This window comes from Streptomyces fulvoviolaceus (genome assembly GCF_000718165.1).
In the GTDB taxonomy this organism is placed as follows: Bacteria; Actinomycetota; Actinomycetes; order Streptomycetales; family Streptomycetaceae; genus Streptomyces; species Streptomyces fulvoviolaceus.
This window is the reverse complement of record NZ_JOEY01000015.1, coordinates 116191-132134: the sequence shown is the minus strand read 5'-3', so window position 1 is coordinate 132134 and position 15944 is coordinate 116191. Positions and strand designations below refer to the sequence as shown.

At 70.8% G+C, this 15944-nt stretch carries 11 protein-coding genes; 6 read left to right on the top strand and 5 right to left on the bottom strand.

Annotation, left to right across the window (positions count from 1 at the left end; translation table 11 throughout):
• The first annotated feature begins 97 nt into the window (after positions 1 to 97).
• Positions 98 to 1693 (top strand): carboxylesterase/lipase family protein, encoded by a 1596-nt coding sequence (locus IG08_RS0117515; protein ID WP_052424755.1) that lies wholly within the window; start codon positions 98 to 100, stop codon positions 1691 to 1693.
• Between the two features lie 145 nt (positions 1694 to 1838).
• Here the strand turns inward: IG08_RS0117515 and IG08_RS0117510 are convergent, their stop codons facing one another.
• Positions 1839 to 2903, bottom strand: a complete 1065-nt coding sequence (locus tag IG08_RS0117510; RefSeq protein WP_030602678.1) for a LacI family DNA-binding transcriptional regulator — start codon at positions 2901 to 2903, stop codon at positions 1839 to 1841.
• Positions 2904 to 3100: 197 nt separating this feature from the next.
• Positions 3101 to 4027 carry a homocysteine S-methyltransferase gene (mmuM, locus tag IG08_RS0117505; protein WP_030602675.1) on the bottom strand — a complete coding sequence of 309 codons (927 nt, stop codon included), beginning with the start codon at positions 4025 to 4027 and terminating at the stop codon, positions 3101 to 3103.
• A gap of 88 nt (positions 4028 to 4115) precedes the next feature.
• Between mmuM and IG08_RS0117500 the strand changes: the two genes are divergently transcribed.
• Positions 4116 to 5228, top strand: a complete 1113-nt coding sequence (locus IG08_RS0117500; RefSeq protein ID WP_030602672.1) for an aminoglycoside phosphotransferase — start codon at positions 4116 to 4118, stop codon at positions 5226 to 5228.
• 3 nt (positions 5229 to 5231) lie between these two features.
• On the opposite strand, the gene IG08_RS0117495 is transcribed toward IG08_RS0117500, so the two are convergent.
• Positions 5232 to 7337, bottom strand: coding sequence for an autotransporter-associated beta strand repeat-containing protein (locus tag IG08_RS0117495; protein WP_030602669.1), 2106 nt, complete (start codon positions 7335 to 7337; stop codon positions 5232 to 5234).
• Positions 7338 to 7533: 196 nt separating this feature from the next.
• On the opposite strand from IG08_RS0117495, the gene IG08_RS0117490 reads away from it, so the two are divergent.
• Both IG08_RS0117490 and IG08_RS0117485 read left to right on the top strand, forming a co-directional pair.
• A complete protein-coding gene (locus IG08_RS0117490) occupies positions 7534 to 8619 on the top strand; it encodes a glycoside hydrolase family 43 protein (RefSeq protein ID WP_030602667.1) in 1086 nt (361 codons plus the stop codon).
• Positions 8616 to 10025: an RICIN domain-containing protein gene (locus tag IG08_RS0117485; protein ID WP_030602662.1), complete on the top strand. Its 1410-nt coding sequence runs from the start codon at positions 8616 to 8618 to the stop codon at positions 10023 to 10025. Before IG08_RS0117490 ends, IG08_RS0117485 begins: the two co-directional genes overlap by 4 nt.
• Before the next feature lie 91 nt (positions 10026 to 10116).
• Here the strand turns inward: IG08_RS0117485 and IG08_RS0117480 are convergent, their stop codons facing one another.
• Both IG08_RS0117480 and IG08_RS0117475 read right to left on the bottom strand, forming a co-directional pair.
• Positions 10117 to 11094, bottom strand: a complete 978-nt coding sequence (locus IG08_RS0117480) for a hypothetical protein (protein ID WP_030602659.1) — start codon at positions 11092 to 11094, stop codon at positions 10117 to 10119.
• Positions 11095 to 11183: 89 nt separating this feature from the next.
• Complete coding sequence (locus IG08_RS0117475) at positions 11184 to 12866, bottom strand: rhamnogalacturonan lyase B N-terminal domain-containing protein (protein ID WP_030602657.1); 1683 nt, start codon at positions 12864 to 12866, stop codon at positions 11184 to 11186.
• Between the two features lie 193 nt (positions 12867 to 13059).
• On the opposite strand from IG08_RS0117475, the gene IG08_RS0117470 reads away from it, so the two are divergent.
• Together IG08_RS0117470 and IG08_RS0117465 are read left to right on the top strand one after the other, a co-directional pair.
• Positions 13060 to 14103, top strand: coding sequence for a rhamnogalacturonan acetylesterase (locus tag IG08_RS0117470; protein ID WP_030602654.1), 1044 nt, complete (start codon positions 13060 to 13062; stop codon positions 14101 to 14103).
• Between the two features lie 72 nt (positions 14104 to 14175).
• Positions 14176 to 15912: a DUF2264 domain-containing protein gene (locus IG08_RS0117465; RefSeq protein WP_030602651.1), complete on the top strand. Its 1737-nt coding sequence runs from the start codon at positions 14176 to 14178 to the stop codon at positions 15910 to 15912.
• Positions 15913 to 15944 lie beyond the last annotated feature (32 nt).

Sequence of the window (15944 nt, the reverse complement as noted above, 5' to 3'; positions counted from 1 at the left end):
CGGCCGTAAACCGCGCTCGTGCGCCGGAATACCCGGCGGCCTTGTGGTGCTCTGATGTTCACGGTGCACGAGCGCGGTGCGGGAGGCTGGTGGGCGTATGACGGCAGCAGACCAGGCAGAGGGCCTCGCGGGCCCGGTGGTGGGGACGCCGTACGGGGCCGTACGCGGCCGGTACGAGCAGGGAATCGCGGTGTTCCGGGGCATCCCCTACGCGGCCCCGCCCTTCGGGCCCCGCAGGTTCCGCCCGCCCGTACCGCCCGAGCCCTGGGACGGTGTGCGCGACGCGGGCGCCTTCGGGCCGACGGCGCCGAAACCGCCGTACTCCGAGGCCTTCGCGCAGTACCTGTCCGACCCGGTCGTGCCGGGCGACGACTGCCTCAACCTGAACGTGTGGACTCCGGAGCCGGGCCCTGGTGCCCGGCTCCCGGTCATGGTGTGGCTGCACGGCGGTGCCCTGACCCGCGGCTCCTCGGCGGTGCCCGTGTACGACGGGCACGGCTTCGCCCGTGACGGCGTCGTCTTCGTCTCGGTCAACTACCGGCTGGGAGTGGAGGGCTACGGACTGTTCCCGGACGCCCCCGCCAACCCCGGTCTGCGCGACCAGCTCGCCGCCCTGCAGTGGGTCCACGAGTCGATCGCGGCCTTCGGCGGCGACCTCGACCGGATCACCCTCTTCGGCCAGTCCGCCGGCGCGATCAGCATCGGCGCCCTGCTCGCCGCCCCGCAGGCGCAGGGCCTGTTCCGGCGGGCGGTGCTGCAGAGCGGGCCGCCCGAGGCGAACGATCGCGACAAGGTGCGGCGGATGGTGCGCCGTATGGCGACCCGGCTGAAGATTCCCGCCACCGCCGCGGCCTTCGCCGACGTCGACCGCGAGCTGCTGCTGCGCACCCAGGCCGAGGTGGGCAAGCTCAGCAGCCCGGTGCTCGGCGGGCCCACGTTCGGGATCGTCGTCGACGGCGACGTCGTCCCGCGGGACCCCCTGGAGGCGCTCGTCGAGGGGGAGGCGGCCAAGGGTGTCGACCTGATGATGGGCTGGACCAGCGACGAGTACCGGTTGTGGCTGGTGCCGGGCGGCCTGCTGGAACGCGTCGACCGGCTGGGTCCGGTCGCCCTCGCCGGCGCCATGGCCCGCTGCCACTGCGGCCAGGAGGTCGTCCGCGGCTACCGCGCGCTGCACCCCGGGGTCGGCACCGCCGAGATCGTCGGCCAGATGGTCACCGACCACCTGCTGCGCCTCCCGCTGCACCGCCTCGCAGAAGCCCGCCCGGACAGCTCGTACGTCTACGAGTTCGCCTGGCCCTCGCTGCGGCCCGACCTCGGCGCGTGCCACGCCCTGGAGCTGGGCTTCGTCTTCGACACCGGTGAGGCGCCCGAGTCGGCCAAGCTCGCCGGCGACGGAGCTCCACGGGAGCTGACCGAGGCGATGCACTCGGCGTGGCTGCGCTTCGCAGTCGACGGCGACCCCGGCTGGCAGCGCTGGGACGCCACGCATCCGGTGCGGATCTTCGGCAAGGGCGAGCCGCACACGGTGTCCGGCCCTCGGGACCGAGAGTTCGCGGTGTGGACCGCCGAGGCGAGCGTCCAGGAGACCCCGCCCGTGTCGGAGCCCGCGGAGGGGTGGCCGGCACGGACCGCGGAACTGCGGTCGGTGGTACGGCGGCTGCGGCGGGCGGGCCCGGTGCGCCGCACCTGACCGCGGCCCAAGCGCTCCGCTGGTTATGCGGTTCGTCCACCGCGGGCCGGTGGGGGCTGGTCGGGCCCCGCAGCGGAGCCGCATATCGATACAGCCCCGCGCCCCTTACGGGGCGCGGTTCCGCAGCCGACTTCACCAGGTCCGCTCAGGAACCGGTTTCCGGGGTTTTCGCCACCGAGTTCCGCACCACCACGTGCGTGCCGAGCAGCAGATGCTCGTCCGGGGTCTCCGCCGTGCGGCCCAGCACGGTGCGCACGGCGAGGCGGCCCAGTTCCTCGTAGGGGACGTGGACCGTCGTGAGCGCCGGGTGCAGGTCGCGGGCGAAGGGGATGTCGTCGTAGCCGGCCAGCGAGATGTCGCCCGGCACGGTCAGGTCCGCCTCGTGCAGGGCGGTCAGGGCGCCCGCCGCGACCATGTCCGTGGCGGCGACCACGGCCGTGAACTCCAGCCCCTCCTTCAGGGCTCGGCGCATCAGGCGGTGGCCCGAGTCGCGGGTGAAGTCGCCGTTCAGGACCAGTGCGGGATCGGGTTCCAGACCGCGGGCGCGGTGCGCGGCCAGATAGCCGCGCTCGCGGCCCTGCGCGGTGGTGTGGTCCGCCTTGCCACCGAGGAACAGGACACGCCGGTGGCCCTGTGCCAGGACGTGGGAGACCAGGGCGAAGGCGCCGCCCTCGTTGTCGTACTCGATGACCGTCACGGGTGCCCCCGGGCCCAGCGGCGGGCGGCCGCACAGCACCAGGCGGGAGCCGGCGGAGGCCAGGGAGTCGGCCATACGGCGGGTGCGCTCGCGGTACTCGACGGTGTCCGCGGCGCCGCCGACCAGGATCACGGCGGCGGCCCGCTGGGCGCGCATCATCTCCACGAACTCCAGCTCGTGCTCGACGTCGCCCTCCGTGCTGCACACCAGACACAGATGGCCGAGCCGCGTCGCCTCGCGCTCCACACCGTGCGCCATCAGCGCGAACGACGGCCCGGTGATGTCCTCCAGGACGAACGCCAGCGTGGGCGTCCCGACGCCCGCGATCGCCTTGGCGCGGGCGTCGGCGACGTAGTCCAGGTCGCGCACCGCCCGCATCACGCGTGTACGGGTCGCCGTACTCACCGGGTACTCCCCGCCCAGCACTCGCGACACCGTGGACGCGGAGACCCCGGCGCGGGTCGCCACGTCCCGGATGGTGCTCCGGCTGGTGTCCTCGCTCTTCCTCGTCATGACCTGCCGCCCCTCTCCCCGGGCTGTGTCGCCCACCCCTCGGGAACTGCGGCAACATGGGTGGAAACCGGTTCCCGATGCGGAGGCTAGCAGGGCGGGGAGGCGGGGACGAGAGAAGCGGCAGGACTCTGCTTACTCGGCGGTCAGCCGAGGGTTTCCGGCACCGTGCGGGCTTGCCCTTGTGGAGCCGCTCTGTTTTACGCCGCCCTCAGCGTCCCGGCGATCGACGTGATCGCCTCCGGTCCCACCCGGCAGCAGCCGCCGATCAGCCGGGCGCCGGACGCGTGCCAGCCCCGTACCTCCTCGGGGGCGAAGGTGGAGCTGCCTTCCCAGGCGCGGGCCTCGGCGTTCCAGGCCTCGCCGCTGTTGGGGTAGACGACGACCGGCTTGCCGGTGACGCGGGCGGCGGTCTCGATCGCGCCGTCCACGTCCTCGGGGACGCAGCAGTTCACGCCGACCGCGATGACCTCGTCCGCCTCGGCCGCCAGGGCGAACGCCTCCTCCAGCGGCTGACCGGCACGGGTGCGGTCGCCCGCGACGGAGTACGACAGCCAGGCCGGCACCCCGAGCCCGCGCACCGCCCGCAGCAGCGCCTCGGCCTCGTCGGCGTCGGGGACCGTCTCCAGCGCGAGGACATCGGGACCGGCCGCGGCCAGCACCTCCAGGCGCGGTCGATGGAAGGCCTCCAGCTCGGCGACGCTCAGTCCGTAGCGGCCCCGGTACTCGGAGCCGTCCGCGAGCATCGCCCCGTACGGGCCGACCGACGCGGCCACCCACAGCGGCCGCGTGACACCCTTGGCGTGGGCCTGCCGTGCCGCCTCCCGCGCCAACTCGACACTCTGGGCGAGGAGTTCGGCGGCTTGCTCCCGCTCGATCCCGCGCTTGGCGAAGCCCTCGAAGGTGGCCTGGTAGCTGGACGTGATCGCCACGTCCGCGCCCGCCTCGAAGTAGGCGAGGTGCGCCTCGGTGATCGCCTCGGGCCGCTCCATGAGCAGCCGCGCCGACCACAGCTCGTCGCTCAGGTCGTGCCCGGCGGACGCGAGCTGGTTGGACATGCCGCCGTCGAGGACGACGGCCCCGGCGGCGAGCGCTTCGGCGAGGCTGAGGGTGGTGTCGCTGGTCATGCCACGACGCTAATCGAAGGGGTGGGAGAAGGCCGTATTGGTCCAAAACGTGAACGTCGCGGCCAGCATGTGGAACTAACCTCGGTCCATGCCTGACACCGATGTCGTGTTCGCCGAGGCGGGTGAGGTCCTCGGCCCCTGCACCGGACCCGCCCTCCTGACATCCCTGACCCACAACCCGAAGAACGGCGTCACCGGCGGCGTCTGGAGCGTCACCGCAGGCGACCGCGAGGCCGTCCTGAAGGTGCTCACCCGCAACAAGGAGGCCACCGGGCGCTGGGCCGCCTCGGACGCCCCCCGGCACTGGAACTACTGGCGGCGCGAGGCCGATGTCTACGCGTCCGGCCTCGCACAGCTCTGGCAGCCGTACGGCATCCGCGCGCCCGAGCTGCTCGCCTGTGTCGAACGGTCCGACGGGGACGTGGCGCTGTGGCTGGAGCACGTCCGCGGTGAGCCGGCCACCCGCTGGCCGCTCGCCCGGCACATCGAGCACGCCCGTCGACTGGGGGCGGCACAAGGGAATGCCCATATAGCCGACGAGCCATGGCTCTCGCACCGCTTCCTGCGCCAGTACGTCGACAGCAACACCCTCGGCCAGGACCTCCTCGACGAGGACGAGGCCTGGCAACAGCCCCTGGTCCGCGACCACTTCCCCGACGGCCTGCGCCGCGACATGGTCCGCCTCCACCACGACCGCGAGTGGTTCCTCCAGATCATGGAGACCCTGCCGCGCACCCTGAGCCATCTCGACCAGTGGCCCGCCAACGTCCGCTCCGACGGCCCGGACAGCGTCCTGTACGACTGGGCGTTCACCGGCGACGGCGCCCTCGGCGAGGACCTCGGCAACTACCTCCCCGACTCCGTCTTCGACCTGTTCGTCCCGGCCGCCCGGCTGCCCTCGTACGCGGCGGACGCCTACGACGCCTATCTGCACGGGCTGCGGGGGAGCGGCTGGAAGGGCGACGAGAACCTCGTACGACTCGCCGTGTGCGCCTCGGCCGTGAAGTACGACTGGCTCACCGCGCTGATGCTGGCCCACGCGGGCGAGGAGCAGCTCGACTACGGCGGCGGGCGCACGGTGTCCGCCGAACTCCGCTACCGGGAACGGGGGTCGGCGCTCGCGTTCCTCGCGGGGTGGGCGGCGGAGGCGCGTGCGCTGGCCCCGCGGCTGGGGTTTCCGGAGGCGCCGAGCGGTCGGTGATGATCAGTGGGCCGCGTGGCGTCCACCCCCGCGCCGCGAGCTGCGCCGGTGCAGTGTCGCCGGGACCACGAGGCCGAGGAGCAGGCCGACGGAGAGGACGTACGGCCACCAACCGAGCCCACTGCTCGCGGTGTTCTCGATCCGCGTGTCGGCGGCCACGGCCCCGGACGACTCCGTGCTCCGGGTGGCGGACGGCGACGGGCTCGCGGTGGCGGCGGTCAGGACGACGTCGTTGCCGTCGCCGCCCCGGTAGCTGATCCGGTACGTCGTGTCGGCGAGCTTCAGCTTCGCGCCCTGCTTCAGGCCGGTGAACGTGCCGGTGGTCTTCGAACTCCCCGTGTGGTTCAGCACGGTGATCCTGCGGGCCGGATCGGTCCCGGCGGCCGACAGGTCGAGGTCACCGGCCAGCCGTACCGCGCCGGTCACCTTCAACGGCCGGTCCCGCAGGACGAGTTCACCCTTCGCGCTCTGCGTGTAGGCGCCGGAGACGGTGAGACCGCCCGCGACCACGCCGTCGTTCGTGACCGCGCCCTTCACCGTGCCCTTGCCGCTCAGCGAGGTCGTGGTCGCCACCCGCAGGCCCGCCGTACCGGCGTCGAGGCGCGAGCCGGACGAGGTGAGCCGAATGGCCTTGCTGCGGCTGAGAGTTGCTCCCTGCCGCAGCGCGAGGGTGCCCTTGCTGACCGTCGTCGTGCCCGTGTACGACACCGCGCTCCCCGTCAGGGTCGTCGTCGCGGCGCCCGCCTGGGTGAGCGATCCGCTGCCGCTGATCCGGGGCAGGGAAAGGGCCTTGCCCGTGTTGTTCAGCACCAGCGAGCCGTTGTTCACGACCTTGTAGAGGTCGCCCCCGGTGTACAGCCCGCCGTCGCCGCCCGACTTGCCGCTGCCCAGCCGCAGCACGGCGCCCTTCTCGACCGTCGTCGAGCCGTTGTAGTACTGGACGGCCGCGAAGGTGACGTCATTCCCACGTGTCCCGGCGATGACGATGTCCCCGGCTCCCGGCGCGGCCAGCGTGTCGTGGAACCTGCCGCCGCCGATGGGGGCGCCCAGCGTCACCGGGCCGTTGTAGTCGAACGTGAGCAGTGAACGGGAGCGCGCCGCAAGCAGGTTGATGTAGACGGTCTCGGCGGTGCCCGGCATGAAGATCTTGTGCGTGGTGCCGTCGCCCCACTGGACGTTGGCGCCCTTGATGTTGGTGCCGCGCTTGTTGACGTTCTTGTTGGCCGGTGTCCAGTTCAGGGCGGGGTCGCTGAGCGAGGGGTTGGTGTCGCCACCCTGGTTCGACCAGCTGTACTGCCCGGTCAGGACGACCTTGCTGCCGGGCCGGGACTGGACGTTGATGTCACTGCCGTACTCGCGCTGGTAGAAGTCCATGCGCTGGGTGACGGTCTGGCCCAGTGGGGTGTCCACGGTCCAGGTGCCCTGGTTGAGGACCTTGCGGACGTTGGGCAACGAGGTCGCGAACTCCGGCCGTCCGGCGTTCACCTGCGTGCCGTTGTCGATCACCCCGGAGAAGGAGTGGGTGCCCGACAGGTCCCAGGTGCCCCAGAGGAAGCGGGGCTGGGTCAGGAGGCCCGAGCCGCTGATCGTGCCCAGGTTGTAGCCCACGTTCTTGAGCGACAGCCGCAGGGTGCCGTCGACCCGGATGTTGTCCTGGTTGAGCCGGAACGCCGGGGTGTTGTACGGGAAGTGGCCGATCAGCCCGGTCGTGCCGCCGTTGCCGTACTGGAGGGTCGCCCCGCGCTCGACCGTGATCGCCGGCGGGTCGGGGTTGCTCGTGGTGACGTACGGGTGGTTGCCGCCCGGGATCGACACCTGCTGCCCCTGCCGGGACTTCGGCAGCGTGAAGTCGCTGTCCTTGGTCAGGACCAGCGTCCCGCTGCCGCGCACGGTGAGCGTGCCCTCGCCGCGGAACACGCCGTCGTACGTCGTCGTCCCGGACGGAACCGTGATCACCGTGTCGCCGGTCAGCGTCACGTCCCGGTCCGCCAGCACGTCGGCCGTGACGTCCCGGGCGCCGGCGGCCACCGCCGGGGGAGCGGTGACCAGGAAGGCGACCGCTGCCAGGGCACCGGCGGCTGCTGCTGTCTTGTGGGTATGGCTGCGCACGTCATGGGAGACGCTCCGGACGGCCGATGGATAACAGAAAAGCTGTACCCATCTGGAAAGCGCTCTCTAGCAGTCCCGTCCAACCCGTTGACCTCCCCGTTCCCCGCCCTTACCTTTTCGGCGTTCGGAAAAACGACAGATGTTCTCAATATCGAACATCGCTCTCAGGACACCCCACCCCCGAGAGGCAGTCCGCATGAGCCGCGACAACGACGTCCCCCGAGATCCACACCGCAGGCTGCTGCTGAAGGGTGCCCTGGCCGCGGGCGCCCTGGCGGCGGCCACCCCCGGTATCGCCCACGCCGCCCCGACCCCGAAAGCGCCGCCGTACGTGAACCCGCTCGTCCGCAACCGGGCCGACCCGCACATCCACCGTCACGCCGACGGTCACTACTACTTCACGGCCACCGCCCCCGAGTACGACCGGATCATCCTGCGCCGCTCCCGCACCCTGAACGGCCTCGCCACCGCTGCCGAGTCGGTCATCTGGACCAAGCATGCGACCGGTCCCATGGGCGCGCACATCTGGGCGCCGGAGATCCATCGCATCGGCGGCAAGTGGTACATCTACTTCGCCTCCGCGCCCGCCGAGAGCGTGTGGGACATCCGCATCTGGGTCCTGGAGAACGCCAACGCCGATCCCTTCAAGGGGAGTTGGACGGAGAAGGGCCAGCTCAAGACGGCCTGGGAGACCTTCTCCCTGGACGCCACCACCTTCACCCACCGCGGCAGCCGCTACCTCGCCTGGGCCCAGCACGAGCCCGGCATGGACAACAACACGGGCATCTTCCTGTCGAAGATGGCGAACCCATGGACTCTGACGGGCCCTCAAGTACGCCTGACCACCCCGGAGTACGACTGGGAGTGCATCGGCTACAAGGTCAACGAGGGCCCGTCGGTCATCGCCCGCAACGGCCGCCTGTTCATGTCGTACTCGGCCAGTGCCACCGACTTCAACTACTGCATGGGCCTGCTGACCGTCGACGCGGACGCCGACCTCATGGACCCCGCGAACTGGTCGAAGTCCCCGACCCCGGTCTTCACCAGCAACGACACGACCAAGCAGTACGGCCCCGGCCACAACAGCTTCACGGTCGCCGAGGACGGATGCAGTGACGTCCTCGTCTACCACGCCCGCCAGTACAAGGAGATCGTCGGCGACCCGCTGAACGACCCCAACCGCCACACCCGCGTCCAGAAGCTGGGCTGGAACGCGGACGGCACCCCCGACTTCGGCATACCGGTGGCGGACACCGTCATCGACACGGAGGTTGCGTCATGAGACGTGCGTACGCGGTACTGCTCGCCCTCTGTCTGGCGCTGGCCGGCGCCCTGGCCACCGCGGGACCGGCCCAGGCCGCGACCGTGACGATCGCCAACGGCACCCAGTTCACGGACACTTCGGGCAACGCCCTGCACGCCCATGGCGGCGGCGTCATCAAGGTCGGCTCCTACTACTACTGGTTCGGCGAGGACCGCAACTCCGACAACACCTTCCGGTACGTGGACGCCTACCGCTCCACCGACCTGAAGAACTGGGAGTTCAGGAACCACGTCCTGACCGAGTCCACCGCCTCCGAGCTGGCCACCGCCTACATCGAGCGGCCCAAGGTCATCTACAACGCCTCCACCGGCAAGTTCGTCATGTGGATGCACAAGGAGAACGGGACCGACTACAGCGAGGCCCGCGCGGCCGTCGCCGTCTCCGACACCGTCGACGGGAACTACACCTACCAGGGCAGCTTCCGCCCGTTCGACACCTACATGTCGCGCGACATCACGACCTTCGTCGACACGGACGGCACCGGCTACATGGTCTCGGCCGCCAACGAGAACTACGACCTGCACATCTACAAGCTCACCGCCGACTACACCGCGATCGACACCCTGGTCGCGAACCCCTGGGCGGGCGGCCACCGCGAGGCGCCGGCGCTCTTCAAGCGCAACGGCGTCTACTTCATGCTGACTTCGGGCGCCACTGGCTGGAGCGCCAACCAGCAGCAGTACGCGACGGCGACCTCACTGGCGGGCCCCTGGTCGTCCATGGCGAACGTCGGCGACTCCACGACGTACAACTCGCAGACCGCGTACGTCCTCCCGGTCCAGGGGACTTCGGGCACCTCGTACCTCTACATGGGCGACCGCTGGGGCAACTCCTTCGGCGGGACCGTCAACGACTCGCGGTACGTGTGGCTGCCGCTGACCTTCCCGACGACCACCACGATGTCGATGTCCTGGTCCCCGGAGGTCGGCATCGACGCGACCACCGGGACGATCAGCGGGACGAGCGCGACGTACAACACGCTGATCGCGCGCCACAGCAGCAAGTGTGCGGACGTGGCGAACCAGTCACTGTGGCAGGGCGTCGCGATCAGCCAGTACACCTGCAACAGCGGCACCAACCAGAAGTGGTGGTTCAAGGACCTGGGCACCGGCTACTACCAACTGGTCGGCCGGGGCAGCTCGCTGTGTCTGCAGGAGAACGCCTCCACCGTCACCCAGGAGAACTGCGGCAGCGCGACGACCCAGCAGTGGTCGGTGGTCACTTCGGGCTCGTACGTCAACATCAAGGCCCGCATCACCGGCGAGTGCCTGGACGTGAACGGCGCGTCCACCGCCAACTCCGCGGCGGTGATCACGTACACCTGCAACGGGGCTACCAACCAGCAGTGGACACGCGGTAGTTGACGTTCGGAGACCGACACGCACGACGGCCCGCCGGGGTCCGGGGCGACCCACCCCGGCGGGCCTACCGCATCCAGACAGGTCCCCGAGTCCGCTACGGGCTCGCCACGTGGTAGCCGTCCGCGTACCGGACCAGCACGTTCCTCGACGCGGGAGCGTCCGTGACCGCCTCCTCGTACCGCAGGACGACCGGCCGCTCCACGAGGACGACGGCGTCTTCCAGCGGCCACCACCCGCCGGACCGGTACAAGGCCTCCTGCACGGCATCCAGCGTCGGTGACGCGGGCAGGCCGGCGGCGGCCAGGGTGCAGCGCCAGCGGATCAACTCGAAGGGCGCGGCCCAGTAGTCCAGTCTGCCGCCGAACTGCTCGTGGAAGTAGATCTGTTCCCGGCTCGGCGGCGGTGGCGGCGTGATGACGTCCCCGTCCCGCTCGGGCTGCGCGATGCGCTCCGGAACCGGACCGCGGACCCTCCCCAGCAGGTCCTTGTACGTCAGCCCGCCGATGTGGGACAGGCATGCGTGGGTCGGCCAGGCGAAGATCCTGCTCATCTCCTGTTCCAGCTCGTAGGCGCCGCGCACGTCCTGCAGCCAGTAGAAGTCGAGCTGGTCGAACAGGGGATGACCGAGAACCTCCACCAGCTGTGCCTGCGCCCCGCTGGTGTCCGAGAACGTGCCGGTCAGCCGCCGTCTCTCCCGCCCGGCTTCCGGCCGCCCGGGTGTGTCCTCCCGCGCCGGGATCTGTTCGAGGATCCGCTCCTCGGCCTGCCGGGCGAACGCCTGCGGTACCCGTATCGGCGGTCCGGCGACGGCGCCCCCGACCAGCGTTCCGTCCAGCCGGTCCTCACACCCGTGGCGCAGCAGCCAGAACGCCAGCGCGCCACCGAGCGGTGAGTCCATCCACACCACCGTCCGCGGGGCGGGCATGCCGTGGGCCCGGTACACCTCGGCGACCGCGGCCTCGGCCGCCGGCCGGTCGCAGCGCTCGGTGGACAGACCTGCCCTCAGCCATCTCTCGGACTCGGCCGCCACCTGGGCCCTGACCGCCTCCGTCACCAGATCCTCGTGACCCACTTCGCCACCCTCCCCTTGGGTAGGGGTGGCATACCACGCCGTCCGTCGGCCGAACCCGGCACCGCGACCACGGTGCCGGGCAGCGGAGTTCAGGCCAGCAGGTCGATCGCGTCGATCGACGTACCCGCACTGAGGTAGGACGTCGTCCCCGAACCGCTCGCCACGTAGATCTTCAGCGTGTTGTAGGCGCTGGTGTCCGTCAGCCAGGCGGACGCCGGCACGCTGTAGGTGAACGTGTTGTTGTTGCCCCGGTACGAGCCCACGGTCAGCGACCGGGTGCTCGGCTGGGTGGGTGGCGAGGGGACGGCGGAGGTCCAGGTGTCGTTGATGACGACCTGCGGGCGGCCGTTGGCGTAGGCCGTCGTCACGCCGATGCGCAGGGTGTGCGCGGCGGCGGCCTGGGCGGCCGTCAGCTTGAAGTAGACGATGAGGCCGCTGTTGACGTCCTTCCAGAGGTAGCAGGGGAAGGCCGAGGTCTCGGTGCCGCTGCCGATCACGACGTTGCCGGTCCAGGAGGAGGCGCGGACGTCGGACGGGTGGGCGTACAACATCAGGTCGGCGTTCTTGAAGCCGCTGGGCGTGCCGTTCCAGTTGTTGATGCGCCAGATCGCGCTCGCGTTGCTCGGGTCGTTCGAGGACGGGATCGCGAGGGTGTTGAGGGTGGTCGTCCCGCCCGCACTGACGCTCACCGAGCTGGTGTAGACGGCGAGTTCACCCTTGAAGACGGTCAGCGTGTACGTCCCCGCAAGGACGCCGCCGATGGAGAAGTAGCCGTCCGAGGACCTGGCCGAACCCCAGTACTGGGCGGCGGAGTTGGCGAGCCCGACCGTGTACGCGTACGACGTGTCCCGCCCGGTGATGCCGACGCCGGCGACCCGGCCGCGGCCGCCCGAGGCGACGTATCCGGAGATGCCGAGCGAGTCCGCCCACGAGGTGGTGAGGGTGCCCGGGTACAGCGAGGAGGAGGGCGCGCCGCCGTCCGTGAGGGCGATGACGTAGGGGCCCTGGAGGCCGAAGCGCTCGTTCTCGGTCTGGTTCTGGGCGTAGTGCAGGATCTCGTAGAGACCGCCGCCGTCCGCGCTCTGGTGCCGCAGCAGAGAGCGGTAGAACGGGCCGCCGGAGGCCTTCTCGTGGTTGGAGCGGACGATCCACAGGCCGACGCCGTTCGCGCTCCAGCCGACGTAGTTGTAGTCGATGACCCGCAGCTTCGAGTAGTGCTTCGAGCGGGTCTGGCCGTCGGACTTCGCGAAGACGTCCGAGGCCTCGATGGTGGTGGGGGCGTATGTGTAGGAGTCGGGCTCGTCGTTGAGGAACAGGCCTGCCTTGACCCGCAGGATGAAGCGGGTCGACGCGACCGAGGTGTCGGCCCGGTTGGTCCACAGATAGACGTTGTTCTCGCCGCTGCGGGCCGCGTAGTAGTGCTTCAGCGTGCCGTACGCGACCGAGATCAGGATCGTCGTACCGGACTGCTTGATGCTCACGGTCGAGGTGCCGAGGCCGGACTCGATGTGCGAGTTCTTGCCGCCGTAGCCCTGGTACTCCGTGCCGCGGTAGACCAGCGAGGTCAGGTCGCCGTTGGTCTTGCTGACCTTGAAGACGAGGTTGGCGCCGGTGTCGACGACGTAGTTCGAGCCGTCGTCGGTGTAGCCGAAGGACGCTGCGGACGCGGTCTGGGCGAGCGGCCCGGCGAGGGCGGCCGTGCCTGCGGCGGCCGCGGTGCCGAGGACGAAGGTGCGGCGTCCTACCGGTCTGTTCACAGCGGATTCGGACATGGGGGTGCCTCCTTCGAGACGTGTGGGGGTGGTGCGGGTGCTTTGGAGAGTGACAGTTGAATCGATTTCGCGAAAGGGCTTTCGCTTGCGGGAGGTTGGCAATCTTGTGAAATCGGTACAGGGGCTAGAAAGCGCTTGCCCAGAGCGGTACGGTCCAGCCGCCAGGCCTTGTCGTCTCCAGGAGGAGCCGCGAATGAGACGTTTCAACCTCGCCCTGCTGGCGGCGGTCGCACTGAGCACCGGACTGACCGCCGTACCGGCGCAGGCGCACGCCGGACGCCCGCTCGGCATCGACAACTGCACCGCCACCGCCTGTCACTTCGACGTCCCGGCCGGCACCTACGACGTGAAGGTCCTCCTCGGCGGCGACGCCGAGTCGAGCACCGCCGTCAGCGGCGAGACCCGGCGCTCGCTCCTCCCCGAGACCGCCGTCGCGGCCGGCGAGCGGGTCGCCCGCAGCTTCACCGTGAACGTCCGTACGCCGGAGGGCGAGCCGACCGGCGCCGACGGCACCCCCGGCCTGGACCTCGTCCTCGGGGGCTCGGCCCCCGCGCTCGCCGACATCCGCGTCACCCCGGCCGCGCGGCACACCCGCCAGATCTTCCTCGTCGGCGACTCCACGGTCTGCGACCAGCCCGGCGACCCGTACTCCGGCTGGGGCCAGCGACTGCCCCAGTACCTGCGCAAGGGCGTGTCCGTCGCCAACTACGCAGACTCCGGCGAGAGCACGGTGACGTATCTGTCCGAGCCGCGGCTCTGGGCCACCGTCCAGCCCCTGATCCGTCCCGGCGACCTCGTCCTGGTGCAGCTCGCCCACAACGACAAGACGACCGACGAGGCGACGTACCGGGCGAACCTGGAGACACTGGTCGCGGGTGTACGCGAGAAGGGCGGGGAGCCTGTCCTCGTGACGCCCATCGTGCGACGCTGGTTCAACTCCGACGGCACGCTGAACAACAACACCGCGCTACTGGTCAACGGCCTCGGCGTGGACCATCCTGCGGTCATCCGCTCCGTCGCGGCGGCTGCGGACGTTCCGCTGATCGACCTGACGGCGAAGACGAAGGCGCTGGTGGAGTCCCTGGGCGTGGAAGGCTCCAAGGCGATCTATCTGTACAACGAGAAAAGGGACAACACCCACACCTCCGTCCACGGTGCGACGGTCTACGCGGGCCTGGTCCGCGACGAACTCGCCGCCCGGCACCTGGTGCCCGAGGGCCTGGTGCGGGTGGGATGAGCCCCTGGGGCGCCTCGACCGGAACCGGGGCGCCCCAGGCCCATGTTGGACGTGGAAGGAACGACACCGCACATGCACCTGCCCGCCGAGGACCGCACCCTCAGCCCGCACACCGGCTACACCCGCGCGCACTGGGAGGCGGCCGCCGACGCCCTGCTCGCCGCCGTGGAGCCGTACGCCACCGAGGACCGCGCCCTCTACCACTTCCCCGGCGACCACGAGAGCTGGTCGGGACGGCTCTCCGACGGCCTGGAGGGCTACGCCCGTACGCTGCTGCTGGCGGCCTTCCGCCAGGACGAGACGGTGCTGGAACGGTACGCCGACGGTCTCGCCGCCGGCGTCTCCGGCGTCTGGCCCCGTATCGAGGACCGCAGCCAGCCGCTGGTCGAGGCGGCCTCCATCGCCTTCGCGCTGCGGCTGACGAAGCCGCTGCTGTGGGACCGTCTGGACGAGGGCGTACGGCAGCGGGCGGCGGCCTGGCTCGGCGACGGCCTGCACGCCGAAGCCTGGCCCTGCAACTGGGAGTTGTTCCCCGTCACGGTCGCCGGCTTCCTCCAGGAGATCGGCCACGAGCCCGACGCGTCCCGCAAGGCGATCGAGCGCGGCCTGGAACGCATCGAGCAGTGGTACGTCGGCCACGGCTGGTACACCGACGGCGACGGCCGCAAGTTCGACTACTACAACGGCTGGGCGATGCACCTCTACCCGGTGCTGCACGCCTGGCTCGCGGACGACGCCCGGCTCCTCGACCTGTACGGCGACCGGCTCTCCCGCCATCTCGAGGACTACGCCCGCTTGTTCGGCGGCGACGGCGCCCCGGTGCACCAGGGGCGGTCGCTGACGTATCGCTTCGCGACGACGGCTCCGCTGTGGCTGGGCGCGCTGTCCGGTCGTACGCCGTTGTCGCCGGGGGAGACGCGGAGGCTGGCGTCCGGGGCGCTGAAGTACTTCCTGGAGCGCGGGGCGGTGGCTTCCAACGGCCTGCTCACACTGGGCTGGCACGGCCCCGACTCCCGTGTCCTGCAAGGCTATTCGGGGCCGGCCTCGCCGTACTGGGCGAGCAAGGGCTTCCTCGGCCTGCTCCTGCCGGCGGACCACCCGGTGTGGACGGCCGCCGAGGAACCGGGCCCGGCCGAGCGCTCCGACGCCGTGACGCCGATCGCGCCCCCCAACTGGCTGATCCAGTCGACCAGTTCGGACGGCTTGGTGCGCCTCCACAACCACGGCAGCGAGGACGTCCGCTACGACCCGTACTACACGCGCCTCGCGTACTCGACGGTGACGTGGCCCTCGACGTCGTACGACAACAGCGTGATCGTCGGGGGCGATCCGAGCCGTACGGGGATCGAGCCGTTGGGAGTGGGGGAGGGGTGGGTGGCCTCGCGGCATCGGACGGGTTCCGGTGGCGAGGTGACGAGCGTCGTGCTGGCGCGGAGCGCGGTGGAGGTACGGGCGTTCCGCGTGACGGACGTACCCGAGGGGACGCCGATCCGGGTCACGGGCTGGGCGGCGGGCCCGGGCCTGCGCTCCGAACTCCTGCCTGTCGCGGGGCTGTCGGGAGTGGCAGCCGCGCCGGCCGATGACGACGGCGGGCCGACCGGCGCCGTCGGCGAGCTGACCGGTGTCGTCGGTGCCGAGCCGGGCCTCTTCGTGGCGCTGGCCCGGCTCACCGCCGAGGCGGACCCGGCGCCGCCGACGTCATCGGTCACCGTCGACGTGACCGGCCCGGACACCCTCGTCGTCCGCTGGACGGAAGGTCCCGTGCTCGAAGTGCGGCTGGGCGCGGGCCAGGTCACGGTCTCCGGCTGAACAAAGCCCGGGGACAAGGCCGTTGGGCATGT